The sequence below is a fragment of the Ectopseudomonas alcaliphila genome (assembly GCF_900101755.1).
GTDB classification, from domain to species: Bacteria; Pseudomonadota; Gammaproteobacteria; order Pseudomonadales; family Pseudomonadaceae; genus Aquipseudomonas; species Aquipseudomonas alcaliphila.
The window spans coordinates 192372-218206 of the sequence record NZ_FNAE01000001.1 but is presented as its reverse complement, the minus strand read 5'-3'; the positions used below and the strand labels follow the sequence as shown (position 1 = coordinate 218206).

The 25835-nt window shown below is 62.4% G+C and carries 15 protein-coding genes; 8 read left to right on the top strand and 7 right to left on the bottom strand.

Going from position 1 to position 25835, the window contains the following annotated elements; genetic code table 11:
• Positions 1 to 85: 85 nt before the first annotated feature.
• From BLR77_RS00980 to BLR77_RS00970, 3 genes are all read left to right on the top strand, one after another.
• Positions 86 to 979, top strand: a complete 894-nt coding sequence (locus BLR77_RS00980; RefSeq protein WP_074675036.1) for a LysR family transcriptional regulator — start codon at positions 86 to 88, stop codon at positions 977 to 979.
• 117 nt (positions 980 to 1096) lie between these two features.
• Positions 1097 to 2662, top strand: a complete 1566-nt coding sequence (locus BLR77_RS00975; RefSeq protein ID WP_074675035.1) for a methyl-accepting chemotaxis protein — start codon at positions 1097 to 1099, stop codon at positions 2660 to 2662.
• A 93-nt stretch (positions 2663 to 2755) separates the two neighbouring features.
• Positions 2756 to 3349 carry a tRNA-uridine aminocarboxypropyltransferase gene (locus tag BLR77_RS00970; protein WP_074675034.1) on the top strand — a complete coding sequence of 198 codons (594 nt, stop codon included), beginning with the start codon at positions 2756 to 2758 and terminating at the stop codon, positions 3347 to 3349.
• Between the two features lie 288 nt (positions 3350 to 3637).
• Here the strand turns inward: BLR77_RS00970 and BLR77_RS00965 are convergent, their stop codons facing one another.
• Genes BLR77_RS00965 through BLR77_RS00955 form a run of 3 tightly spaced genes read right to left on the bottom strand, consistent with a single transcriptional unit; the run spans position 3638 to position 8548 of the window.
• Entirely contained in the window at positions 3638 to 4996 is a 1359-nt protein-coding gene (locus BLR77_RS00965; protein WP_074675033.1) for an HlyD family type I secretion periplasmic adaptor subunit, read from the bottom strand.
• Positions 4997 to 5008: 12 nt separating this feature from the next.
• Entirely contained in the window at positions 5009 to 7159 is a 2151-nt protein-coding gene (locus BLR77_RS00960) for a type I secretion system permease/ATPase (RefSeq protein WP_139202844.1), read from the bottom strand.
• A 33-nt stretch (positions 7160 to 7192) separates the two neighbouring features.
• Positions 7193 to 8548 (bottom strand): TolC family outer membrane protein, encoded by a 1356-nt coding sequence (locus BLR77_RS00955; RefSeq protein WP_074675031.1) that lies wholly within the window; start codon positions 8546 to 8548, stop codon positions 7193 to 7195.
• Between the two features lie 446 nt (positions 8549 to 8994).
• Here BLR77_RS00955 and BLR77_RS00950 point away from each other — a divergent pair, with 446 nt between their 5' ends.
• Complete coding sequence (locus BLR77_RS00950; RefSeq protein ID WP_074675030.1) at positions 8995 to 17106, top strand: retention module-containing protein; 8112 nt, start codon at positions 8995 to 8997, stop codon at positions 17104 to 17106.
• 152 nt (positions 17107 to 17258) lie between these two features.
• The gene (locus tag BLR77_RS00945) at positions 17259 to 17600 is read left to right on the top strand and encodes a tryptophan synthase subunit beta (protein WP_074675029.1); all 342 of its coding nucleotides are present in this window, start codon (positions 17259 to 17261) and stop codon (positions 17598 to 17600) included.
• Between the two features lie 94 nt (positions 17601 to 17694).
• On the opposite strand, the gene lapD is transcribed toward BLR77_RS00945, so the two are convergent.
• From lapD to BLR77_RS00925, 4 genes are all read right to left on the bottom strand, one after another.
• Complete coding sequence (lapD, locus tag BLR77_RS00940) at positions 17695 to 19641, bottom strand: cyclic di-GMP receptor LapD (RefSeq protein WP_074675028.1); 1947 nt, start codon at positions 19639 to 19641, stop codon at positions 17695 to 17697.
• A gap of 9 nt (positions 19642 to 19650) precedes the next feature.
• Positions 19651 to 20331, bottom strand: coding sequence for a cysteine protease LapG (gene lapG, locus BLR77_RS00935; RefSeq protein ID WP_074675027.1), 681 nt, complete (start codon positions 20329 to 20331; stop codon positions 19651 to 19653).
• A gap of 186 nt (positions 20332 to 20517) precedes the next feature.
• Positions 20518 to 20916, bottom strand: coding sequence for a YbaN family protein (locus BLR77_RS00930; protein ID WP_059391679.1), 399 nt, complete (start codon positions 20914 to 20916; stop codon positions 20518 to 20520).
• Positions 20917 to 20961: 45 nt separating this feature from the next.
• The gene (locus BLR77_RS00925) at positions 20962 to 21546 is read right to left on the bottom strand and encodes a UPF0149 family protein (protein WP_074675026.1); all 585 of its coding nucleotides are present in this window, start codon (positions 21544 to 21546) and stop codon (positions 20962 to 20964) included.
• A gap of 171 nt (positions 21547 to 21717) precedes the next feature.
• Here BLR77_RS00925 and recQ point away from each other — a divergent pair, with 171 nt between their 5' ends.
• The 3 genes from recQ (at position 21718) to BLR77_RS00910 (ending at position 25666) form a co-directional block, all read left to right on the top strand.
• Complete coding sequence (gene recQ / locus BLR77_RS00920; RefSeq protein ID WP_074675025.1) at positions 21718 to 23850, top strand: DNA helicase RecQ; 2133 nt, start codon at positions 21718 to 21720, stop codon at positions 23848 to 23850.
• Positions 23851 to 23941: 91 nt separating this feature from the next.
• The gene (locus tag BLR77_RS00915) at positions 23942 to 25102 is read left to right on the top strand and encodes a GGDEF domain-containing protein (protein WP_074675024.1); all 1161 of its coding nucleotides are present in this window, start codon (positions 23942 to 23944) and stop codon (positions 25100 to 25102) included.
• A 132-nt stretch (positions 25103 to 25234) separates the two neighbouring features.
• Positions 25235 to 25666, top strand: coding sequence for a MarR family transcriptional regulator (locus BLR77_RS00910; RefSeq protein WP_074675023.1), 432 nt, complete (start codon positions 25235 to 25237; stop codon positions 25664 to 25666).
• The last annotated feature ends 169 nt before the right edge of the window (positions 25667 to 25835 follow it).

The following is a 25835-nucleotide window of genomic DNA, read 5'->3' as shown; positions in this document are numbered from 1 at the left end:
GATTTCATCCGGGCTACGTTTGCTGGATGTGCCAGGCAAGGGCAGGGCGCTACACTGACGCGTCTTTCATCTGCCGTGCGCCGCCATGTCCCTCGCTTTACCCGATCTGAAACTGCTGAAGATCTTTGTCGCCGTGGTGCGCCATCAGGGCTTCGCCGCTGCGCAGCAGGAGCTGAACCTGTCCACGTCGGCGATCAGCACCTACATGAGCCAGCTGGAGAGTCAGCTCGGCATCGTGCTCTGTCATCGCGGGCGTGGCGGTTTCAGCCTGACCAGCAAGGGCGAACTGTTCCACCAGGAAACCCTGCGCCTGCTCGGCGAACTGGAAGGTTTCGAGCGTTACTCGGCGGCGCTCAAGGGTGAACTGCGCGGCACCCTCAACCTCGGCGTGCTGGACTCCACTGTCAGTGATCCGGCTCTGCCGCTGGCCGAGGTGATCGGCGCCTACAGCCAGGAACACCCTGGCGTGCATCTGCACCTGTCGGTGATGAGCCCCTACGAGCTGCAACTGGCGGTGCTGGACAATCGCCTGGACCTGGCCATCGGCGCCTTTTCCACGCGCATGAACGGGCTGGTCTACCAGCCGCTGTACCGTGAGCAGCACTGGCTGTATTGCAGCGAGCGGCATGCCTTGTTCGAGCAGCGCAGGATTCCCGAAGAGCTGATCACCCAGCAACGCATGGTGGGCCGTGGCTACTGGAGCCAGGCCGAACTGGCTCGCCATGGCTTCAAGCACAGCGCGGCCACCGTGGAGTCGATGGAGGCGCAGCTGATTCTGGTGCTCTCCGGCGCCTACATTGGCTATCTGCCGGAACACTACGCTCAGCCCTGGGCGGACCAAGGCAAGCTGCGTGTGTTGCTGCCAGCTGTATTTGGCTACCAGGCCCCGTTTTCGCTGATCCTGCGCCGGGGACGTACCCGCGAGCCGCTGATTCAGACCTTTCGCGATTTGCTCAAGACGCAACTGAATCAGATCTGAAACAGGGTCGCCTTTCTCCTCCGAAAGGCTTAGAACCTTTAGCTGGCGCGGTTATTAGGCTGTGCTAGTACTTAGTCATACGTCTGCACCCACTTCAATTCGAACAGGGAAGCCTCGATGCGCAATAACCTGCCCGTGACTCAGCGGGAAAGAACCTTCCCAGCGGAAGAGCGCCTGATTTCCACCACCGACCTCAACAGCAAGATCACCTACTGCAACGACGCCTTCGTCGAGATCAGCGGCTTCACCCGCGAGGAGCTGATCGGTCAGCCGCATAATCTGGTGCGTCACCCGGACATGCCACCGGCAGTGTTCGGCCATATGTGGGACACCATCAAACAGGGCAAACCCTGGATGGGCATCGTCAAGAATCGTTCGAAGAATGGCGATTTCTACTGGGTCAGTGCCTACGTCACACCCGTCTACGAGAACGGCCGGGTTTCGGGCTACGAGTCGGTGCGCTCATTGCCAAGCGAAGCTCAGAAACGTCGTGCCGAAGCGCTTTATGCCCGTCTGCGGGCCGGCAAACCACCCGTGCCGAAGCTGGAGTACTGGACCTACGATGTGGTGCGCTCCTGGCCGCTGATCGCCGCGGCGCTGCTGATCGTTGCGGCGCACTGGGTGGTTTCTGGTTGGCCGCTGATGGTTTTTATCGTGCTGACGCTGTTCGCCCTCGGCTCATATCAGCTCTACTGCACGCGACAGTTGATCCGGAGAACGTTGGCGGATCATCCGAAAGCCTTTACCAGCGGCCTTGTCGCGCTGACCTACAGCGACAATCGTGGTGCCCAGGCCCTGCTGGACATGGCGATGATCAGTGAGGAAGCGCGTTTGCAGACGGCGTTGACGCGGCTGGAAGATGCCGGCGAGAACGTCAAGAAGCGCGCCACGCAATCGGCCGAGTTGTCGCGATCCAGCGCGCATATGCTCGATCAGCAGCGTGCCGAGACCGATCAATCGGCCACGGCCATCAACCAGATGGCGGCGACCATTCAGGAAGTCGCGCACAACGTGCAGAACACCTCGCATGCTGCCGAAGAAGCCGATCGCCTGGCGCGTGAGGGGCGCGATCTTGCTGTAGGCAGCCTCGATTCCATGCGCCAGATGGCCACGGCGGTCAACGATATTGGTCAGGCGGTCAACGAACTGGCCAACTCCACGCAGTCCATCGGCAGCGTTGCCGATGTGATCACCTCGATTGCCGAGCAGACCAACCTGCTGGCGCTCAACGCCGCCATCGAGGCCGCGCGCGCAGGGGAGCAGGGCCGCGGTTTCGCGGTAGTCGCCGATGAAGTGCGGTCACTGGCTTCGCGTACTCGCCAGTCCACCGAGCAGATTCACCAGATCATTTCCGACCTGCGTGCAGGGGCCGAGCGTGCGGTGGTGACGGCGGGCAGAGGCGAGGACATTTCCCGTGGCAGCGTGCAGAGCGTGGAGTCGGTACGCGATGCACTGGAGGGCATCAGCGCTGCGGTGACGCGCATCACCGGCATGAGCCAGCAGATGGCGGCTGCTTCCGAAGAGCAGAGCCATGTGGCCGATGACATCAGCCGGCAGATTACGCGGATTGCCCAACTTTCCGACCATAGTGCTGGCCAGGCACATCAGGGCGCGGCCATCAGCCGCGAGCTGGAGGAAATGGCCGATTACCTGCACAGTCTGGCGGAGCGCTTCAACCGCTGACCGCTTAGCCGGATGCCATCCGGGGAGTGATTCGATGCTCCCGGATGGCACCCGGGCTACGCGAGCGCGAGGCGTTCTGGCACACTGCGCGGCATGCCTCGTCCGACCTGCTCCCGCTGCCAGCGCCCGCTCGGCCATTGCCTCTGCCCACTGATTCCCGATCTCGAGAGTCGTACTCGTGTGCTTATCCTGCAGCACCCGAGCGAGGTCGGCCATGCGCTCAATACTGCTCGACTGGCTGCGCTTGGGTTGCGTCATGCCGAGCTGCGCGTCGGCGAGGTATTCGATGACCTGCCGCAGTTGTTCGCCCAGCCTGATTATCGAGCCTGCCTGCTGTTTCCCGGTGATGATGCTGCGGCCCTGACAGGCTACGCACCCAAGGAGAAACCGCTGCTATTGGTCGTGCCCGACGGCACCTGGCGCAAGGCACGCAAGCTATTGCATCTCAACCCGCTACTGGCGGCGTTGCCGCGAGTCAGCCTGAACGCCGCTGCGCCGTCGCGTTATCGCCTGCGCAAGGCGCCCGAAGAAGGGGCGCTGTCGACCATCGAAGCGATTGCAGCCGCGCTGGATGTGCTGGAGGCGCCACGTCGTTTCGACGCGCTGCTGCGGCCCTTCGATGCGCTGATCGAAGGCCAGATCGCGGCGATGGGCGAAGAAGTCTTTCTCCGCAACCACCAGCGCTAAGAAGGTGCGCACGGCGCACCCTACGGTATCGCTTCGGCTGCGTAGCCCGGATGCAATCCGGGAGAACTCTAATGAATGTCCGGCGGTCAAGCGCGAGGCAGGGGCATGTAGGGTGCGCCGCGCGCACCAGCTTTGATGATTTTCACTGTGTCGGAGATGGGCCCGGTGCGCATGGCGCACCCTACGGTGCTGCGTCAGTCGCGTAGCCCGGATGCAATCCGGGAAGGTTCTGCGTCTCGACAATCAATCCCGGATTTCATCCGAGCTACGCGCGTGCACGGCAGGTATTCAACGTTCGCGCATGGCTTCCGAGCGCGCCTTGAGTACGGGCTTGAGCAGATAGGCCAGCACGCTCTTCTCGCCGGTGATGATGTCCACCGTGGCGACCATGCCGGGGATGATCAGCAGCGGGTTCTCCTCGCTGCCCAGGTGGCTTTTGTCGGTCCGCACCTGAATCAGGTAGAAGCTGTTGCCTTCCTCGTCGGTGATGGTGTCGGCGCTGATCAGTTCCAGGTTGGCCTTGAGCCCGCCGTAGATGGTGTAGTCGTAGGCGGTGAACTTGACCATGGCCTTCTGGCCGGGATGGAGGAAGGCCACGTCCTGCGGGCGCACCTTGGCTTCGATCAGCAGGCTGTCGTCCAGCGGCACGATCTCCAGCATGTCGCTGCCCGGCTGCACCACGCCACCGATGGTGTTGACCTTGAGCTGCTTGATCACCCCACGCACCGGCGAGGTGACGGTGGTACGGGTCACCTTGTCCTGGATGGCGACGCTGGTGGCGGTGATCTTCTGCAGCTCGGTGCGTAATTCGTTGAGCTCCTTGAAGGCTTCGTCGCGGAATGCCAGCTCGGACTCCTCCATCTTGCTCCTGATCTCGCTCATCGCCGCTTCGGCGCGCGGGATGGCCAGGTTGGTGGTTTCCAGCGAGCCGCGTACTTCCACCACGCTGCGGCGCAGGCGCAACACCTCGACTTCGGAGATGGCGCCCGAGGCCACCAGGGGTTGCGACATGTTCAGCTCCTGCTGCAGAAGGCCGAGGCTGGAGCGGTACTGCTGGGCCTTGGAGCGAAATTCGGCGAGCTCCTGCTCCTTCTGCCGCAGTTGTTCGCCCAGCGTGCGCTGTTCGCTGCGCAGCCGTTGCTGGCGCGAGCGATACAGAGCCAGTTGATCTTCGGCCAGCTGTGGCGCGTCGCGGGTGATTTCTTCGGGCAGGTGCGGTTCTCGGCCTTCGGCTTCTGCGCTCAGTCGTTCGAGGCGGGCGATGAGCGCCAGCCGATCCGCTTCGGTTTCCCCGCGATTGGAGAGAAAACGTGTGTCATCCAGCCGCAGCAGGGTGTCGCCCTTGTCCACCACCTGGCCTTCGCGCACGAAGATCTCGCTGACGATGCCGCCCTCCAGGTTCTGGATCACTTGCACCTTGCTCGACGGGATAGCCTTGCCCTCGCCGGTGGTGACCTCTTCCAGCACGGCGAAATTTGCCCAGACCAGCGCTGCCAGCAGGCAGGCGCTGACCACCCAGATCGTGGCGCGGCTGAGCCAGGGCGAGTCCTCCAGAATGGCGCCTTCCACTTCCGGCATGAATTCGATGTCCTGACGTTTCTCGCGCAGGCTGCCGAAATAGTTGCCGAGGTTCTGGGTCGCTTGCATCGCACGTCGCTCCTACAGGGTGGCTGGGCCGACGCGGCCCTTGCGCAAGGCTTCGATCACCGCTTCCTTCGGCCCGTCTGCCACCACATGGCCGTTGTCCAGCACGGCCAGGCGATCCACCAGGCTGAGCATGGAGGCACGATGGGTGATGAGGATCAGCGTCTTGCCCTGCACCCACTTGTGCAGGCGTTGGCGCAGCAGGTCTTCGCTGGTGTTGTCCATGGCGCTGGTGGGTTCGTCGAGCACCAGGATTGGCGGGTCGAGCAGCAGTGCGCGGGCCAGCAGCACGGCCTGGCGCTGGCCACCAGAGAGCAACTGGCCGCGTTCGCCTACCGGGCGGTCGAAGCCTTGCGGATGCTGTCGTGCCAGGTCGACCACGCCGGTCAGTTCGGCAACTTCCAGCATGCGTGCGTCGCTGATGTAACGGGCGCCCAGGGTCAGGTTGTCGCGCAGGCTGCCGGCCAGCAGTGGCAGGTCGTGGGCGACGTAGCCGATCTGGTGGCGCAGATCGGCGACGTCGAGCTGACGCAGATCGAGGTTGTCGAGCAGGATCTGCCCTTCGTCAGCGCTGTAGAACGCCATCAGCAAGCGCGCCAGGGTGCTCTTGCCCGAACCGCTGCGACCGATGATGCCGAGGCGTTCACCCGCTCCCAGACGCAGGCTGACGTTGTTCAGCGCCGGTGCGCTCTGGTCGGGGTAGGTGAAACTGATCTGCCGCACTTCCAGGGCGCCCTTGAGCTGGGTGCGGTCCAGCGGGCGCTGCTTGTCCTCACGCTCCTGCGGCAGGGCCATCAGGGCGTCGGTGCTGGTCATGGTCAGGCGCGCTTGCTGGTAGCGGGTGATCAGCCCGGCGATCTGTCCCAGTGGTGCGAGGATGCGGCTGCCGAGCATGTAGCAGGCCACCAGCGCACCAACGCTGAGATTGCCGGCGATGATCAGATAGACCCCTGCGACTATGGTGGCCATGCCGGCGAACTGCTGCAGGAACAGGGTGCCGTTGGTGGCCAGCGAGGCGAGGAATTTCGCATGGCCGTCCAGGCGGGTGAGGGCACCATGGGTTTGCTCCCATTGGTGCTGGCGCTCGCTTTCCGCACCACAGGCTTTGAGCGTTTCCAGGCCGCCGAGGGTTTCGATCAGCAGCGCCTGGCGTTGCGAACCGAGCTGTAGGCTTTTCTGTACCGTGTCGCGCAGGCGTATCTGGATGATGTAGGCGAACAGCGCCGTGAGGGGGAACGCCAACAGCGGGATGAACACCAACGGGCCGCCGATCAGTCCGATCACCAGCAGCATCAGCAGGGAGAAAGGCAGATCGATCAGGCTGGTCAGCGTGACTGCGGTGAGAAAATCGCGCAGTCCCTGAAAGTCGTGAATGCTTTGCGCGAAGCCGCCCACGGTAGCCGGTCGCGCTTTCATAGACATGCCGGTGATGCGCTCGAACAAGGTGGCCGACAGGACCACGTCGGTCTTCTTGCCCGCCGTGTCCAGCAGGTGGGCACGCAGCACCTTGAGCAGCAGTTCGAAGCCGGTGCCGATAAACAGGCCAATGGCCAACACCCAGAGCGTCGCGGTCGCCTGGTTGGGCACGACACGGTCGTAGGTCTGCATCACGAACAGCGGCACCATCAGGCCCAGCAGGTTGATCAGCAGGCTGGCCAGGACGGCATCGGTGTAGAGCCAGCGCGACAGCTTGAGGGTGTCGCGAAACCAGGCTTCGATGCGTGGCACCAGCGGCGTGCGGGCTTCTTCCAACTGATGTCGAGGGCGGGCAAAAAAGGCCCGGCCACTGTACTCGGCGGCCAATTGTTCACGGCTGACCCATTGTTCGCCGCCATCGGTCTCGCAGGGCAGGATCTGCGCCTGCTGCTTCGGCCCCCACTGGCGCAAGACCGCACAGCGACCGTCCTTGAGCAGCAGCAGGACTGGCAGGTTGAGTGAGGAAATGCTGGCAAGGTCGCGCTGCAGCAGGCGACCCTGCAGCCCGGCCCGTGCCGCAGCGCGCGACAGCAGGTCGGGACTCAAGCGTTGCTCCGGCATGGGCAGGCCGGCGCTCAGGGTGCCACGGCTGGCCGAGCAGCCGTGCAGCCTGCAGAGGATCAACAACCCATCCAGTAGCGGATCGTCGTGACTGAGCCGCGGATCACTGGCAGGTCCTGGCCGTTCCATGGTGGTCAATTTCTACTACTCCTCAAGCCGGTACTACTTCATATCCGGCAAACGTGCCTCGCTCTTCACTTCAGTGAGGGCTACAGCTTCTGCCGGGACTACGACCTGTTGCTGGCGCAGCAGATCACCCATTGCCGCGACAACGCGGTACATCGAGAACTCTTCGCCGTAGCGCACTTCGGTGTAACGGCGATTGGCGGTGAACAGCTCGTTTTCGCTGTCGAGCAGGTCGAGCAATGTGCGTTGGCCCAGGCTGAACTGCTGCTGATAGGCTTCGCGAACCCGTGAGGTGTAGTCCGCGTAGTCACGCGCCTTGGGGGTTTGCAGGCGGGCGTTTTCCATGGCGTTCCAGGCCAGCGAGAGGTTCTCGTTGAGCACGCGCAGCGCGTTGTTGCGGATGTCCATCGACTCGTTGATCTGGTGTGCGGCCGACTGCAGCCGAGCCTTGTCGCGCATGCCGTTGAACAGGTTGTAGTTCATCACCACCGCGGCTCGCCAGGTGTTGTAGTGGCCTTCATCGCCCTGCACGTTGTCATCGGCCGAGGTGGCCAGCTCCAGATCGAAGCGCGGGTAGAAGGGCGACTTGGCAACCTCGTACTGCTTCTCGGCAGCGTTGACGTCAGCCTGCGCTGATTTCAGGAAGGGGTTGTTGTCCATCACGGTCTGCCGCGCGGCGAGCAGGTCGGCCGGCATGCCGCCTTTGATCGACGCCGGGCTTTCCAGTTGATCCGGCAGGCGGCCCACGGCGCTGAAGAAGCTGGCTTCGGCATCGGCCAGGTTGACCTCTTCGGTGTAGAGGTTGTTCTGCGCCAGCGCCAGACGGGCTTCGGACTGGTCCAGATCCGCAGTACTGCCGACGCCCTGGCGGCTGCGCAGACCGATCTGGTCGTTGATGCGCTGGTGCGCCTGCAGGTTGTTGCGGGCCAGGGTGACCATCTCGCGGCGCATCAGCACATCGAGGTAGACCTCGACGGTGCGCAGGGCCAGGCTTTCGGACGTACCGAGCAGGCGGTAGGCGCGGGAGTTGACCACTGCCTGGGTGCGCGCCACTTCGTTGGGCGTATTGAAGCCGTCGAACAGCATCTGCCGCAGGCGCAGCTCGGCATCGCGGTAGTTCAGGGTTTCCTTGTTGTGATCGCCAAGCGCCCGTGTGCTGGGGCTGTCCGTACGCTCCCGGCCGTAACCGACCAGCAGGTCAACGGTGGGCAGGTAGCCGCCCTTGGCGAATTTCACATCTTCATCCGATGAGAGTCGGCTATTGGCGGCAGCGTGGATTTCGGGGTGATTATCCAGCGTGCTCTGAATCGCTTCCGAGAGATTCATGGCTTGCGCCTGACTGCAAACAGTCGCCAAAAGCATGGCGCTCCATAGCGGGGTTAAGGTGCGCATTGGCGTTTCTCCTTACTGAAGTTCTTATCCTGTCGCCATAAAAATGGCGTTTTTGCCTGTAAAACCGTTTCAGGCTTGTAACATCAGAGCTAAGAACAACTTTTGGAGAACCTAAGATGTTTTTTTCACAACCTATATTCAGAAAAAATCTTATGAACTCTGCGAAAAGCAGCACATTGTTTCAACCTGTGAGCTGCGCAAGTCCTCATTTTCCGTGGGTGCGCAGCCCAATTGAGTTGTCAGGCATCAAAAGGGCGGGGATTCATCTGATGGAGTAGTTCGACGCAGGCTGTAGTGACATTTTTTTGTCAGTAGCGTTTTTGGGATTTTGCGCCGTTCCATTTCAATCAGCTGTCTTGGTTTTCTCCTCGGCTTCGAAAAGGTGTTCTGGCCCTTTCGGTAGGTACGTGTCGGCGGTGGTCGGCAGCTGTAGTGAGGATGGAATCATGGCTACTCTTATTGGTGTCGTCAGTCAGGTTGTCGGCGAAGTGTTCGCGGTAGCGAGCGACGGATCGCGCCGGCCGATCAGCGAAGGGGATCGGGTCTACGCGGGCGAGCAACTGGTAACCGGCGCCGCGGGCGCGGTGGCCATTGCCATGACCAACGGCCAGCAACTGACGCTTGGGCGCGACAGCAGCATGACGCTCGACGCGCAGATGCTCGCCTATCGCGGCGAATCGCAGACCCCGGTCGCTGAAACGCCTCCTGCCGCTCCCAGCGATGCCGACCTCACCGATGTCGAGCGCTTGCAGGCGGCCATCGAAGCCGGTGTCGACCCGACCCTCGAGGGCGAGGCCACTGCCGCAGGGCCAGGTGCTGGCGCTGGCGGAGCGGGCGGCGTGGGGGGCGGGCATTCCTTCGTGCTGCTCGATGAGGTCGGCGGGGCGCTGGATCCGGTGATCGGTTTCCCCACTGAAGGCCTACCCGGTGGACCTGAGTTTCCGGAGGCTGAACCCATCGCTACTGCCGATGCGGCGCCTGCGGTGGATGGTATTCCCACGGGTGGCACGGCCTCCAATGCGGTGGACGAGGACGGCCTGCCTAACGGCATCGCTGGCGGTGTGAACGACCTGGACGGCGAGGCCACGAGTGTCAGTGGCGTGCTCGGCTACAGTTTCGGGCCGGACGGGCCGGGCACCTTCACCTGGTCGACTGCTGGGCTGGCGGCCCTGGGTATCTCTTCGGGTGGTGTACCGCTGACCTATCAGGTCAGCGCCGACGGACTCGTCCTGACCGCCTTTGCCGGCGAGACGCTGGTGTTCGAGGTGCAGGTCACCAACCTGCTGACCGGGGCTTATCAGTTCGACCTCTTCGCTCCCCTGGATCATGCCGCACCGCCCCTGGGTGAGAGCGACGAGAACGACATCCTGTATCTGTTCAACTACACCATCACCGACGGTAACGGCACCCCGGCAAGCGGGAGCCTGAGCATCCTGATCGACGACGACAGTCCCGAACTGGCCGGCAGTGAAGGTCAGCGTCCGGTCGTCGGAGGCCTGGTGCATGAAGATGCCCTGGCTGTTGTCGGCAATGCCGAGCCCGGCAACCTGCCGGCGCAAACCCATCAGCTGATTGGCGATCCGGGGGCACTGGATGTGCTGGTCAACTTCGGGGCTGATGGGCGTGGCGGCTTCCAGCTGAGTACCGAGCCTGGGGCGCTGGCCGATCTGCAGGCCCTGGCCCTGACGTCGGGTACCGAGCCGTTGGTCTATTCAGTAGAGGTCTCGGGCGATGGCAGCACCAGCACGTTGACAGCGACTGCGGGTGGCGTGCCGGTGTTCACGCTGGTGGTGAGCAGTGATGGTGGGTATGTCTTCACCCTGTTGGGGCCGATCGATCATCCACGCAAGGATGGAGATGACAGTGAGCTGTTGGGCGACAAGGACCTGGCGCTGGACTTCTCCAAGCTGCTGATCGCTACCGACTATGACGGCGACGCGGTGTCAGGCGGCTTCAACCCTGGCAGCTTCGTGATCGACGTGGAAGACGACGTACCTGTGTTGGTGGAAGACGGGGTCAAACACTGCCTTACCATCACCTATCAGGGCGGTGATGCGTCATACCTCAACAGCTACGGCTATTACATCAAAGGCCCAGGTGGTGAGCCGACTGGCGGTCAGATCATCTGGGGCGACACCACCGGTCTGACTGAGGGCGACTCGATCACCCTTCACGGGCTCGATCCGAGTCAGGTTGGGTTTTTCATCATTCCCAATGGGGGCTCGAACGGCGCTGTCAGTAACGCCGAGGTAACTTTCAAGGTCGTCGGTGGGCAGTTGAAGGCCTTCATCGGCGATACAGAAATCAATGGCGCCGGTGGTGCGCACGTATTGTTCGACAACCCAGCGCTGAATCCCAATGGCAAGCCCCATGTTGACGACAATGCCGCGCCGGGCAATCAGAACTGGGAGGATGTCAGCGACGGTAACAGTGACAACGACTACAACGACGTGAACATCCAGGTGGCATGGACCACCAAGGCGCCCGTCGGCGGCACGGTGCACGAAGACCAACTGGACACGCCTTATCCCGGTAATCCTGAAGCTGGTCAGCGCCTGGTGATCAGTACGGAGGGTGGCGCTGGTAGTCTGATGGCGCTGGTGTCCTTCGGGGCTGACGGCCCGGGTGCATTCGGCCTGGTAAGCAGTGAAACGGTAGCAGAGGTACTGGGTGCCCAGGGCCTGACTTCTGGCGGTGAGCCACTGGTCTACAGCGTTAGCACGGCCACGGATCCTGACGGCAACCTGCTTAGCACCACATTAACTGCGACGGCGGTCGCTGAGGTTGGCGGCTATCCGGTATTCACCCTGGTAATCAACGCCGATGGCAGCTTCCGCTTCGAACTGGAGGGCCCCATCGATCATCCTCGCGCCGATGGTGACGATAACGAACTGTGGTCGTCCGAAGGCGGTATCGGCCTCGACTTCACTCGCCTGTTCACCGCTACTGATGGCGACGGCGATCCGCTCCAACTGCCTGAAGGCGCTAAAGGCCTGTTCGTCATCAACATTCAGGATGACGTTCCGCTGCCGGCCCAGCTCAATCCGCAACAGCCGGTGGTCAGTGGGCTGGTACACGAAGATGCGCTGATGCCGGGCAATGCCGAGGGCGACGATCAGGTGCTGAGCGTCAGTGGTGGTGCCGGCACCCTGGATGCGTTGGTGAACTTCGGGGCCGACGGGCGTGGAGGCTTTACGCTGAGCACTGAGCCGGGCGCGCTGACGGCTCTGCAGAACCTGGGGCTGACGTCGGGAGGTGTGGCGTTGGTGTACAGCGTGTCCGCCGATGGCAGCACGCTGACCGCAATGGCTGGAGTCAAGCCCATCTTCACCCTGACCGTGGATGCCGATGGCAGCTACGAGTTCCTGCTGCAGGGCCCGTTGGACCATCCGCTGCAGGATGGTGATGACAGCGAAACCCTGGGCACAAGCAACCTGGTGCTGGATTTCTCCGGCGTATTGATCGCCACTGACGGTGACGGCGACCCGATTGCCGGTGGCTTTGGTGCCGGTAGCTTCGTTATTGATGTTGAGGACGATGTGCCGGTCCTGAAACCCGTCGATCCGCAGAGCCCGGCCCTGGGTGGAACGGTCCATGAGGACCTTCTGACCCACCCGCATGGCGGTAACCCCGACAATGGCGGCCAGACTCTGGTGGTCAGTACCGCTGGCGGTGCAGGCAACCTGTCTTCGCTGGTCTCCTTCGGTGCTGATGGTCCCGGTGCGTTCGGTCTGGTCGAGAGCACTGTGGCCAAGGGGTTGCTGGATGCCCAGGGACTGACGTCCGGCGGCGAGGGGCTGGTTTACGAAATGGTGGCAACCCTCGTCGACGGCAAGCTGGTCAGTTCGACCCTGACCGCCGTATCTGCGGAAAGCCTGGGTAGCTACCCGGTGTTTACCCTGACGGTCCATGCCGATGGCAGCTTCCACTTCGAGCTGGAGGGGCCCATCGACCACCCGGTACAAGATGGTGATGACGATGAGCTGTGGTCCAACGGTGACGCGTTCGGCATCGATTTCACCCAGTTGATCACCGCGACCGATGGAGATGGTGATCCGCTGCAAATGCCCGCCGATGCAGGTGGCCTGTTCGTCATCAACGTGCAGGACGACGTCCCCGAGCTGGTGGATGGCGGCCCCAATCACTGCCTGACCCTTACCTACAAGGGTGGTGATGCCGGCTACCTCAACAGCTACGGCTACTACATCAAAGGGCCTGACGGCATACCCGTCAGTGGCGTGCTGGTCTGGGGTAATACCACCGCCATGCAGATCGGTGATTCCATCACGCTGCAGGGGCTTGATCCCGCGTCAGTGGGCTTCTTCATCATCCCCAATGGTGCCTCGAACGATGTACCTGACGGCACTGCGCTAACGTTCCAGTTGATCGATGGGCAGTGGCAGGCAGTGGCTGATGGTCAGCCGCTTACCGGCAGTGGCGGCGCTGATGTGCTGTTCGACAACCCGGCGCTCAATCCCGCAGGCAAGACCCATGTACAAGACAACGACGCCCCCGGAAACCAGAACTGGGAGGATATCAACAGCGCCAGCGATAGCGATAACGACTACAACGACGTCAATATCCAGGCTACCTGGACGGTCAAGACGCCTGCGCCGGTGGGTGGTACGGTTCATGAGGACAAACTGACCGATCCCCACCAGGGCAACCCGGATGGTCCTGGCCAGACGTTGGTGATCAGTACTGCGACGGGAGCAGCCAGTTTGCTGTCACTGGTTGCCTTCGGCGCCGATGGCCCCGGCGATTTCAGCCTGGTGGGGGAGGATAGTGCAGCCGAGTTGCTGAACGCCCAGGGGCTGACTTCTGGCGGTGAGCCACTCGACTACAAGGTCACCCAGGAGCTCGATGACGACGGCAATCTGGTCAGCACCACGCTTACTGCGACAGCCACGGTTGCAGACGGTTATCCGGTATTCACCCTGGTGGTGGAGGCTAACGGTCACTTCACCTTCACCCTGCAGGGGCCAATCGATCATCCGCTGAAAAATGGCGATGACAATGAGCTCTGGTCGTCGGGCGGCGCCTTTGGCATCGACTTCACCCAGTTGCTGGCGATCACCGATGGTGATGGCGACCCGCTGCAGATACCGCAGGGGGCTGGCGGTCTGTTCGTCATCAACGTGCAGGACGACGTGCCAACCCTGGCCGATAAGGACTGCGGCTGTGACCCGAAGAACATCGATCATGGCATTTCCCATGTGTTGTTCCTGGTCAACACCAATGATGGCGTCAAAGCAGTCAAGATCGAGTATTCCGGCGGGAGTGACATCAAGGATCCCAGCCACCCGCAAGGTTACGTCGCCTGGGTCGAGCAGGCCTATGGCGGCACCGTCGAAACCTATTACATCAAGGCAGGTACCAAGTTCTACGATGGCGATGGTGAAATCGTCGATCCAGTCGCGCTAGGCCTGGGCAACTACCTGGTCGGTGGCAACAGCGCCTTCGGTGGGCCGGCGGTGCTCGAGGCGACGCGGCCGCAGTATCAGGAGGCGGGGGAAAATTGCGCCCCGTCCATCAACCATCTCGTGCATGAAGATCTGCTCAGCGCGCCCTATCTCGGCAATCCCGAGGCTGGCCAGACACTGGTGGCCGAAGGGGGTGCTGGCACTCTGCACGCGCTGGTCAATTTTGGTGCCGATGGGCCGGGGAACTTCAGCCTGACCGGTGATGTGGCCTCGATGCTGACGCAGCAGCTCAGCTCCGGTGGCGTCGAACTGAGCTACCGAGTCGAGTACGAATGGGATGGCGACCAGTTGGTCAATTCCACCCTGATCGGTGAGGTGGCGGGTGTCGACGGCTATCCGGTATTCAGCTTCGAGGTGGGGGCTGACGGCAGTTATCGCTTCGAGCTCAAAGGTCCGCTGGATCATCCGCTGGGCGATGGCGACGATGGTGAGACCCTGGGTACGGCAGGGCAGCCTATCGATTTCTCCAAGATGCTGCAGGCGACCGATGGCGACGGCGACCCGTTACCCGCCGGCTTCCCGGCGGGGACGCTGGTGATCGACGTGCAGGATGATGTGCCCATTGCCGCCAGCGACAAGCCCGACTGCATCGTTCAGGCCGCCCCGCCGCTGGTGAACCTGACCCTGGTGCTGGACGTCTCGTTGAGCATGGCTGGCGCCAAGCTGGCAGCGCTCAAGCAGGCGGTGATCGCCCTGGCCCAGGGCTATGCCGATCTTTCTGCTCCGGTGCACGTCAACCTGATCACCTTCAACTCGGGTGCTGCGGAAATCGGCGACTTCACCTTCAGTTCAGTGGGTGATCCGGGCTATACGGCTCTGCTCACGGCGGTCAACGGTCTTTCCGTCAGTGGTTTCACCAACTACGAGCAGGCCCTGGGCGTGGCCAAGACGCAGATCACCAACGATATCAACGCTCCGGGCGCCGATCCGGCGCAGCAGCACAAGCTGTACTTCATCTCCGATGGTGAGCCCACCGTCGGAGCGCAGGGCGGGACGCTGACCACCTGGATCGCCAACAACTGGACGAACTTCATCGGCAACATCGATGGCGATAACAACAGCGCCACCAACAGCTTTACGGCGCACTCCGTGGGCATCAACTTCACGGGCTCCTTCATGGGGCAGATCGCCAGTGATGGTTCGGTGATCAACAGCGCGCCTGACAGCCTGTCCGAAACTCTGCTGGACCTGGCCGACCTGGGCGGCAGTGTCTCCGGTGACGTTCTGGCCAACGACAGCCTGGGCGCCGATGGTCTTGGGCGTATTGAGTCGGTCAGTGTCGATGGCCAGACCTTCAGCCTCAACGAGGCCGGCGACGGCATCGAGGTGAGCGGGGCTGGTACCGTCACCTGGGCCTTCAATGCCGCGACCGCCGAGCTGACGCTCACTACCGCAACCGGGACCCTGAAGATTCACCTGGATGGGGACAATGTCGGGCAGTTCGACTTCTCCGCGAAAGGCAACCTGAGCTTCGGCCCCAGCGGGCAGTTGACGCAGAGCTTTACCTACGTGGTGAGCGACGGCGATGGCGACCGTGCTTCGGCCGATCTGGATATCTGCATCCGCGGCGATCAGTCGGTACTGGTTGTCGGCAGCAATGCCGACGACACACCGAACTCCAGCGTGCCTCACCATGTGCCCAGTCAGTATGACGATGGCAAGGGTGCTATCGAAGGGACCTTCGGCAATGACGTGCTGATCGGTGACCTGGGGGGCGCTAAGCCACCGGTGGTCCAGCCGGCGGAGAATTACAACATCGCCTTGATCCTCGATCGTTCCGGCAGCATGAGCAGCGATCCGGATGGCGATGGGGGATACAGCAGCCGCCTGGCGTTGCTCAAGGATGCGGTCAATGCCTTCATTGGCAAACTCGGTACCCATACCGGGCAGATCAATATCGCGCTGATCTCCTTCTCGTCCAGCTCCAGCCTGCTGCTCAGCGGCACCCTGGCGCAGATCCAGGCGGCCCTGGCTGCACCGAACAACGTGCTGATGGCGCTGACCGCTTCCGGGGCCACCAACTACGAGGCGGCGATGCAGCAGACCAATGCCTGGTTCGATGGGGTGCAGGCCAACGGCTACAACAACCTCGCCTACTTCCTGACCGATGGCGACCCGACCACCTATAACGGTGACAACAGCAACAGCGGCAGCACGGTGAACTACCGCGACGTCGACCGGGCTCTGGATCATGCCTCGATCTTGATGGAGCGCGCCGAGGTGCATGCCATCGGCATCGGTACCGGGGTCAACAGCAATGTGCTGCGTTTCTTCGACAATACCGATGTGACTGGGGAGGGGTCACTGTCCTTCGGTGGCAACACCGTCAACGGTGCGGTAGGCCAGCCGCAGATCGTTACCACGCCGAGTGAACTTTTCGCGGTGCTCGACCCCGGCAGCGTCACCGATGGTGGTTACGCCAGCCTGGGTGACGATCATCTGGTGGCCGGTGCAGGTGACGACTACCTGTTCGGTGACGCGCTCAATACCCTGTGGATAGACGCCAGCAAGGCGCCCGGTTATCAGGTACTGATCGACCACCTGACGGCGCTCAATTCCGGGGTGGCCCCGACTCAGACGCAGATCATGGACTTCATCCACCTGCACGCCGAGCAACTGGGTGCATCGGTGCCGGGCGTCGGAGGTAATGACACGCTCGAAGGCGGTGCCGGCAACGACTGGCTGTTCGGCCAGGGCGGCGATGACATCCTGATCGGCGGCGCTGGCAACGATGTGCTGTTCGGCGGTAGCGGCAACGATACTTTCGTCTGGAATGCGGGGGATCGCGGCGGCAACTATCACGATATCGTCAAGGACTTCGGTAACGGAGAGGACACGCTGGATCTGTCGCAGCTTTTGGTGGGCGTCAGCGATCCGGCCAGCGCCGACGTGTTGAGCCAATACCTGAGCTTCGACTTCGTCAGCGATCCGGGTAGTACGGTGATCAACATCGCCAGTGCAGGAGGTGGCGCGCCGGTGGATCAGACCATCACCCTGGAGAACACCATCCTCTCCGGTGGCAATACTGCAGATATCATCCAGGGCATGCTGGACCAGAATCAGCTGGTCGCCTGAGAGGTAAGGGGAGGCCGTCAGCGTTGTGCTGGCGGCCTCTCAGGCAAAGGGAAACGCTTATCAGAGTTTCCTTAGTTGCAGCACTCAACTAGAGTAAGCCCGCTACCCGCTCCGGGTGGCGGGCTTTTTTATGGCGTTTGCTGGAGGCAGCGATGGTTTACGTACAGCGCGACGCGGCCGGGCGTTTGTTGCGAGTGGAACATGAACCCTTTGAGGGTATGACGGAAAACCTGGCTGTCGAGAGCGAGGAGCTACACAGCTGGCTTGAGGCCAGGGAAGAGGTCAAGGCGCGCCTGGACAGCCTGAAACAGTCTGACCTGGAGCTGGTGCGCGTATTGGAAGACGTGGTCAGCGTACTGGTCGAGCGAGGCGTCATCCGCTACACCGACCTGCCCGAGGCCGCGCGGCAGAAGCTCGACCAGCGCGCCATTGCCCGCGCCGAGATCGAGGGCCTTAGCGGCCTGCTTGGCGACGACGAGCACGATCTGGTCTAGGACCACGCCTTTGTAGGAGTCGCGCCCTGCGGCGAAGCGGTCGGTGCGACAACCCGGACCTTTGGAAAGTCGCCCCGGGGCGGGGCCTTTACAGTCATTTGCTGCCCCATGGAGCCGGTGCGCCGATCAGACGGCCCATGGCGCCGTGTATGCCCAGTTCAGTCAGGACTGCGAGCTCCTCTTCGGTTTCCACCATCTCGGCGATCAGCGGCAGGTCGATGCTGTTGGTAGCGCGGAAGATTGCTTCAATGAACAGCCGCTTGTCGCTCTCCTGGTCGATGGCGCGGATATAGGTGCCATCGATCTTCAGGTAGGCCAGGCCCAGGTGGGTGAGATTGCCAATCAGGCTGAAGCGCCCACCGAAATGTTGCAGGCCCAGGTTGAAACCAGCCTCCCGAATCGCCTGGCTCAGCGCTTCCAGCTCGGCGGGTGGCGGCAGGTGGCGTTCATCGATTTCCAGCGTCATCAGGTGCGCTACGTCTTTGCGACTGTTCAGCGCATCAAGCAGGCGCGCTTTGTCCTGTTCATTGCGCAAGGTCGCGGCAGACAGGCTCAGCGCCAGGGGTTGCGGGTGTCGCGTCAGGTGGTCAAGGCTGTGTTCGAGCATCGCCAGATCGAAGCGCGCGGCCCAGCCCAGGCGCTCGATCCAGGGCAGGAAGCGCCCGGCGGTGATGGCTTCGCCGGCCGGATCAAGCAGGCGCGCCAGGACCTTGTGCTGCATCAGCGTGCCCGCGGCGCATTCGGCAACCGGCTGGAAATACAACTGCAATTTGCCCTGGGTCAGCGCATCGTCGATCCAGCCGCGCCAGTCGTGCAGGCCATGAGTGGGCCGGGTGGTGAAGTCGTCGAGGCGCTCCCAGCACCTGTCCGAGCGGCTCTGCGCCTGGGCCAGCGCCTGATCCGCGCGACTCAGCACTGCCTCGCTCTGCTCGCCAGGGCGAAAGGCGGCAATACCGATGTGGGCAACGGGATCGCAGTCGCTGGCACCAGTCTGCTTCAGGCTGTTCAGGGCTTCGCTGAGTTCGCTGGCCAGGCGATCTGCGTCTTCGCCATTGAGGCCGGGCGCAAGCAGCGTGAACTCGCCGCCGCGGTTGCGCGATGCCAGCCATTGGCTGCGCCCTGGTAACGCCAGCAGTTGGCGGAGCTGATCGCCCAATGCGGCGATCAGCGCATCGGTACGCTGGCCGCCGAGGCGCTGGTTGAGGCCGCCCAGGTCGTTGAGGCGCAGCAGCAGCAGGTAGCCCTCTGGATGCTGCTCGTTGATCACTAACTGGTTGCTCAGGCGTATGTCGAACTGACGGCGGTTGGCCAGGCCGGTGAGGCTGTCCTGATAAGCCTCCTCACGCAGTTTCTCGCTGCGCGCGGCTTCTTCGGCGAACAGGGTCTTGAGCTTGTCGACCATCTGGTTCATTGCCAGTACCACGCGCTTGAGCTCCGGCGTGCGTGGTACACGGGGCAGGGTGAGGAACTCGCGGCGGCTGATGGCTTGCGCCTGCTGCACCATGTTGTCCAGCGGCCGCAGTTGGGTACGCAGCAGCCAGCCACCGAGCACGGCACTGACCAGGCCACACAGCAGCAGCCAGAACAGGCTGCCGAGGGCGCTGTCCCACAGCTTGGCCAGGGCGAACTGCGGATGGCTGAGCACCTCTACTCTGGCGGCCTGCTCCCAGCCGCGCATGATCAACGCATCGCCGCCCTGGGGCTGCAGATCGACCAGCTCGACGAACCATCCGGGTACGCTTTCGGGCCTGATCTCGGTGCTGCGTTCGACGATCAGGCTGTCGTCGGCAATGCGTACCACGCGGATGCTGGCGAAGTAGCCGCTGTCGAAGATCGAGCTGACCATCAGCTCGATCATCGCCGGGTCGTCCACGTGCGGCGTCATCGACAGCCCCAGCGCCGTGGCGGCGTCCTGAGCGTGCGAACGCAACTGGCTGATCAACTGTTCGCGCGAGCTCTCCACTCCGGCGATGAAACTGCCGGTGAAGGCCACCACCAGAAACAGGCAGATGGCGAGAAACAGCTGCTTGAGTAGGGACATGGGTTCCTCCTAGCCTTCGCCGATGGCGAAGCCCTCCGCACGCATTTTTTTCAGGATGTCCTGCCAGCGAGAGAGCTTCTTGGTGTCGCTCTTGCGCGTGTTGGAACCTGCGAGATAGAGCCCTTCGGCATTGAAGGCGTACACCGGCAGCAGGTCCTTGCGTTGCGAGGCAGGGCGGATGTCGTTGATCAGGTTGTCCAGCACCAGCGGCTCGGCGGTGGGGCTGGCGTAGTAGGTCAGCACCATGTGCGCCTGGTTGTAGTTCAGCGCCTTGACGTAGGTGATGCGCAGCTTCTCGCTGGGGATACCGAGGCGGCGCAGGGTGAAGTACTTGGCGATGGAGTAGTCCTCGCAATCGCCGGCGCCCTTGACCAGCATTTCTACCGGGGTGGCCCAGTAGTCGTTCTCCTGCCAGAGCTGGATGTCATCGACGAAGCGGATGGTGCGGTTGAAGAAGCGATTGACCTCGTTGAGCTTGTCCGCCTCGCCCAGGCTGGCGCTGGTCTTGATCAGCTCTTCCCAGTCGAGAATGCGTTTGCGCGCAGGGCCGAGGTTGCCGTAGCGGTTCTCCGCGTTCTTCACGATCACCGCGAAGTCCCAATCGGCCAGCGCCAGCGCGGCCAGCAGCCCGCCGCCGATCCACAGGATCAGCAGCCGCCACCGCCATCCCTGAACACGCAGCCGTCGCATGGGGTCGTGGTCTCCAGGCTCGATTGGCTGAGTCTAGGCGAGGTGTCGGCTTTTTGCCGGCCTCTTCGCTGGAGCGAGAAGACGGTGTCAAAAGGTTGTCGATTAAGTGGCTGGCTTCCGTCGCCAAGGCGCAATCCGAGGAAGTGGCGCCGGGTTCCCGGATTGCATCCGGGCTACGCAGACCAATCAGGGATTGGGCAGGGTCTTTTGCTTGAGGATATACAGGCTGACCAGTACCGCACTGCTGAGCATGAATACTCGCGCCCAGGGCATGGGTACCAGATAGCAGGAGAAGCTGATGCTGGCCCACATCAGCACCAGGGCGTAGACCTTGCCCTTGAGCGGGATGCCCTGGCCTTCGAGGTAGTCGCGAATCCATGGCCCCAGGTGCGGATGGGTGACCAGCCAGAGGTAGAAACGCCGTGAGCTGCGCACGAAGCAGGCCGCCGCCAGGAGCAGGAACGGTGTAGTCGGCAATACTGGCAGGAAGATGCCGATGACCCCGAGCGCCACGCTCAGCCAGCCGATGGTCAGCAGCAGGTAGCGGACACTGCGATGGCGGCTTGGCTGGATGTCACGCGGCATGGGCGAGTCTTGGCGGCAGCCGGGGCAGTGCCCCGGCTGGTGCGGTCAGTGGCGGGGTTTGAGCAGCGCAGGTTTTTCTTCCGGAGCCTGGCACAGCAGAAAGAGGGCGGTAAGCAGCTCGGGAATCTGGTCGATCATGCTGTCCACCAGGTCGCGGTCGCGGGCGATCTCGGCAAACTCGGCCTGTTCGTCGAACAGACCGGAACCGACCATGATCGGCAGCAGCAACTCGCTGACTTCGTCTTCGGCATCCTCGAACCACACGGCTTCACGCAGGAACACGCCTTCCATGAAACCGATGCACCAGCCGCGCAGGTCGGAGTCATCCGGCTCGTCACCGAGGTCCAGGTCGCACGGCAGTTCGGGCTCTTCTTCGCCGGCCAGCTGACGGGCGATATGGGCCTTGAGATGGATCAGCGTGCTTTCGACCTCTTCACGCTCGGCGTCGCTACGGTAGTGCGGCGGCTCGGCGAACAGGGCGTCGATCCACTCACGCTCCGGCACCTGATCGGGGCAGATCGCCAGTGCAGTGAGATAACCATGGGCGGCCACGTAGTCCAGCGCTTCTTCGTGCAGCTCATCGGCATCGAGAAAGGCTTGCAGGCGGGATAGTTGCTCAGCGAAGGACATCGTGGGGTTACCTTGAGGCTTAGGGGATAAACGAGGATGGATTCTAGTTCACCGCTGCCTCTGCGACCAGCACGGGCGCTCTACTGACAGCGATTCAGCGGCTTCGGACAGGTAGGCACCCTGTTATGACCGATCCTGCGGCATAATGTGCGGCTCGATTTGGAGGCCTTCATGCTCGACCACGCCATGCGCATTCTCAAAGACGTTTTCGGTTACGACGCCTTTCGCGGCAACCAGGCCGCGATCATCGAGCGTGTAGCCGCCGGCGGTGATGCCTTGGTGTTGATGCCTACCGGCGGCGGCAAGTCGTTGTGCTTCCAGGTGCCGGCATTGATGCGTGAGGGCCTGGCAGTGGTGGTATCACCGCTGATCGCCCTGATGGACGATCAGGTGGCCACCCTTGATGAGCTGGGTGTGGCAGCCGTGGCGCTGAATTCCACGTTGGGCCCTGACGAGCAACGTGAGATCGCCGACCGTATCCGTCGCGGGCAGATCAAGATGCTCTACCTGGCGCCCGAGCGCCTGGTGCAGCCGCGCATGCTGAGCTTCCTGCAGGGCCTGGACATTGCCCTGTTTGCCATCGACGAAGCGCACTGCGTCTCGCAGTGGGGCCATGATTTCCGTCCGGAATACCTGCAGCTTGGTCAGCTTGCCGAGCTTTTTCCCCATGTGCCGCGCATCGCCCTGACCGCCACCGCGGACAAGCGCACCCGCGAAGAAATCGTCCAGCGCCTGCACCTGGACAACGCCGAGCGCTTTCTGTCGAGCTTCGATCGGCCGAACATCTTCTACCGCATCCAGCCCAAGGATCAGCCGCGCAAGCAACTGCTGAACTTTCTCGCTGCGCGCAAGGGTGATGCCGGCATCGTCTATTGCCTGTCGCGCAAGAAGGTCGAGGAGGTCGCTGACTTTCTCAGCAACCAGGGCTTCCCGGCTCTGCCTTATCACGCCGGCCTGCCCAACGAATTGCGTGCCTTCAATCAGAAGCGCTTTCTCAACGAGGAAGGCCTGATCATGGTGGCGACCATCGCGTTCGGCATGGGCATCGACAAGCCCAACGTGCGTTTCGTCTGTCACCTGGATCTGCCCAAGTCGCTGGAGGCCTACTACCAGGAGACCGGTCGCGCCGGCCGCGACGGTCTGCCGGCCGATGCCTGGATGGCTTACGGCCTGCAGGATGTGATCTTCCTCAAGCAGATGCTCAACAATTCCGAAGGTGACGAGCGCCACAAGCGCATCGAGCAGCACAAGCTCGACGCCATGCTCGCCCTGTGCGAGGAGACACGCTGCCGGCGTCAGGCGCTGCTGGCCTACTTCGATGAAGAACTGCCCAACCCTTGCGGGCACTGCGACAACTGCATCGACGGTGTCGAGACCTGGGACGCCACCGAGCCGGCGCGCCAGGCGTTGTCGGCTGTCTATCGCAGTGGCCAGCGCTATGGTGTCGGCCATCTGGTGGATATTCTGCTCGGCCGAGACAACGAAAAGATTCGTGCCGCTGGTCATCAGCACCTGGCAGTGTTCGGTGTGGGCAAGGGTTTTTCCGAAGTCGAATGGCGCACCCTGTTCCGCCAGTTGGTTGCCCGCGGTCTGGCCGATGTCGATCTGGACGGTTTCGGCGGTCTGCGTCTGAGTGAGACCTGCAGGCCGCTGCTGCGCGGTGAGGTCAGCTTGCAACTGCGCCGTGAACCCAAGCCGGCGCAGGCGGCCAAGGCCTCCAGCAGCGCCGCCAGCCAGTTGGTGCGTGGCCATGAACGGGAAATGTGGGAGGCGCTACGTAGCCTGCGCCGTAAGCTGGCCGAGGAACACAGCGTACCGCCGTACGTGATCTTCCCCGATGCCACGCTGCTGGAGATGCTGCGCAGCCAGCCCAGCTCGCTGAGCGAGATGGCCGAGGTCAGCGGCGTCGGCGCGCGCAAGCTGGAACGCTACGGTCAGGCCTTCCTGGAAGTGCTCAATGGCAGCGGCGCGGATGACACGCCGGCTCCGGTGGCCGATCTGCGTCATGAGCTGGTCAGCCTGGCCCGCGCCGGCATGACGCCCGCGCAGATTGCCGGCCAGCTTAACTGCAGCGAGAAGAACGTTTACAGCCTGCTGGCCGAAGCCATCGCCCAGCAGCAACTGAGCCTGGAACAGGCGTTGGACCTGCCTGAGGAACTGTTGGGCGAGATTCAGGAGGCCTTCCTCGATGGCGAGGGCGAGTTACCGGCAGTCAGCGAGATTGCCCCGTTATTCGCCGGGCGGGTCGATGAGGCGGTACTCTACTGCGTGCGCGCAGCACTGCAGGCCGAGTTCGAGATCTGAGCGGCCCGCGGTGAAACTCGCCAGTGTGATTCTGGCGGCATTTCGCTCACAAGGCTAAGGTGTGGGCAGGCCGCCAGATAACGAGGTGAGGGTGCCTAACTATCACGCTTGGCCCGACGAAGTTCGTCCGAGCCCCTATGCCGATCAGTTGAGCCTGGGCTTTCGTCGGTTGCGTTTCTCCCGCGCTCTCGAGCGTGAATATCGTGCGCACATGCTCGAGGATGGCTTCGAGCTAAAACGGATCGCGCTCTGCGTCGCCACGGTCATCTGGCTGGCTCTGGCGGCGCTCGACATGTTGGTGGTGCCTGCATCACACCTGGGGTGGGTGATCGCGGTGCGCGTGGTGGTGCTGGTCATCCTGCTGGTTTGCGCGGCCTTGATCCTGCAACGTCGCTACATTCATCTTTTGCTACCGCTGAGCATGATCTGCATCCTCGTGCTCGGCGTGGGGGCAGCAGTGATTGTCGGCATCGCCCATCGCGCCAACCCCGGCTACCCCTATGAAGGTCTGCTGCTGGTGAGCATGGCGGCGTACTTCCTGGTAGGCCTGCGCTTGAGCCAGGCCCTTGCCTGTTCCCTGGTGATTCTGCTCGCCTATGGGCTGGCGGAACTGGCCGCAGGGCTGCCTGCTCCGCGTCTGATCAACAGCCTGTTGTTCCTGGTCTTCGGCAATCTTATCGGCGCTGTCGGTTGCTACCTACTGGAATACAAGTCGCGCGAGTATTTCCTGATCAGCCGCCTGATGCATCTGCTTGCCCATCACGACAGCCTGACCGGGCTGCACAACCGCCGTAGCTTCAACCGGCAGTTCGAGCGCCTGTGGCGCCAGGCGCAGCGTGACGGCATATCGATTGCGTTGCTGCTCTGCGATATCGATCATTTCAAGGCGTACAACGACTGCTATGGCCATCAGGCTGGCGACGAGGCTTTGCAGCGTGTCGGGTCACTGATCGAGCAGGCCGCACGGCGCCCACTGGATATGGGCGTACGGCTTGGCGGTGAGGAGTTCGCGCTGCTGTTGTTCGACATCAGCGCCAATGAAGCCAGGCAGCGCGCCGAGGCGCTACGCCATTCGCTAGAGGAGGTGGGCATTGCCCATCGTGGCTCCGATAGCGCCGATGTACTGACCATGTCCGTCGGCGTCGCCTGCCTGAGCCCCGACAGCCAGCCTGAATTGAGCCAACTCTACGAACAGGCTGACAGAGCGCTGTACGAGGCCAAGGCTTTCGGACGTAACAGGGTCGCGGCCTGAGTTGCAGTCGGGGCGTAGCGAGTCGGTCGCATTCTGCAATGCTCCTGGCGCAATCTGCGCTTGCCCTGCGCATCGGGTTATGGCTAGCTGACTAATAATTAGTTTTTGACCTTTGTATGAGTCCGCTTGCCCATGTCTTACCCCGATCAACATCGCTTTGCCATGCAGGTCGCCCAGCTGTCACGTGCCTGGCGTTCCGAACTCGATAGACGCCTGGTTGGCCTCGGCCTGTCCCAGGCTCGTTGGCTGGTGCTGCTGCATCTGGCGCGCTTCAGCGAAATGCCGACCCAGCGTGAATTGGCGCAGAGCATCGGCGTGGAAGGCCCGACGCTGGCGCGTCTGCTCGACAGTCTCGAAAGCCAGGGGCTGGTCATTCGCGTGGCGGTACCCGAAGACCGTCGCGCCAAGAAGATCGCACTGCAGCCGAATGCGCAGCCTTTGATCGAGAAGATCGAAGCGATTTCCACCCAACTGCGCCATGAGGTCTTCGCCGGTATCGACGAGGATGATCTGCGCCGCTGTCAGCAGGTGCACGCCCGAGTACTCGGCAACCTGATGAAGTGAGTTCGCCTGTACTGTCAAAAATCCGATCAATTTCTGATCGGATTTTTTCTGTGCCTAATTTTTGACTGATTTACCTTGATGGCACTGTGCTTTCGTCGGCGAACTGGCGTCCAAGCCGCTACTTTGTGAATTAGTAGCCATAATGCAATTCGAGACGGCCTCGACAAGG

Excerpts from the sequence above, each read along its gene's own strand:
- BLR77_RS00980 (WP_074675036.1), top strand. The coding sequence starts at position 86 with ATGTCCCTCGCTTTACCCGATCTGAAACTGCTGAAGATCTTTGTCGCC.
- BLR77_RS00975 (WP_074675035.1), top strand. The coding sequence starts at position 1,097 with ATGCGCAATAACCTGCCCGTGACTCAGCGGGAAAGAACCTTCCCAGCG.
- BLR77_RS00970 (WP_074675034.1), top strand. The coding sequence starts at position 2,756 with ATGCCTCGTCCGACCTGCTCCCGCTGCCAGCGCCCGCTCGGCCATTGC.
- BLR77_RS00965 (WP_074675033.1), bottom strand. The coding sequence starts at position 4,996 with ATGCAAGCGACCCAGAACCTCGGCAACTATTTCGGCAGCCTGCGCGAG.
- BLR77_RS00960 (WP_139202844.1), bottom strand. The coding sequence starts at position 7,159 with ATGGAACGGCCAGGACCTGCCAGTGATCCGCGGCTCAGTCACGACGAT.
- BLR77_RS00955 (WP_074675031.1), bottom strand. The coding sequence starts at position 8,548 with ATGCGCACCTTAACCCCGCTATGGAGCGCCATGCTTTTGGCGACTGTT.
- BLR77_RS00950 (WP_074675030.1), top strand. The coding sequence starts at position 8,995 with ATGGCTACTCTTATTGGTGTCGTCAGTCAGGTTGTCGGCGAAGTGTTC.
- BLR77_RS00945 (WP_074675029.1), top strand. The coding sequence starts at position 17,259 with ATGGTTTACGTACAGCGCGACGCGGCCGGGCGTTTGTTGCGAGTGGAA.
- lapD (WP_074675028.1), bottom strand. The coding sequence starts at position 19,641 with ATGTCCCTACTCAAGCAGCTGTTTCTCGCCATCTGCCTGTTTCTGGTG.
- lapG (WP_074675027.1), bottom strand. The coding sequence starts at position 20,331 with ATGCGACGGCTGCGTGTTCAGGGATGGCGGTGGCGGCTGCTGATCCTG.
- BLR77_RS00930 (WP_059391679.1), bottom strand. The coding sequence starts at position 20,916 with ATGCCGCGTGACATCCAGCCAAGCCGCCATCGCAGTGTCCGCTACCTG.
- BLR77_RS00925 (WP_074675026.1), bottom strand. The coding sequence starts at position 21,546 with ATGTCCTTCGCTGAGCAACTATCCCGCCTGCAAGCCTTTCTCGATGCC.
- recQ (WP_074675025.1), top strand. The coding sequence starts at position 21,718 with ATGCTCGACCACGCCATGCGCATTCTCAAAGACGTTTTCGGTTACGAC.
- BLR77_RS00910 (WP_074675023.1), top strand. The coding sequence starts at position 25,235 with ATGTCTTACCCCGATCAACATCGCTTTGCCATGCAGGTCGCCCAGCTG.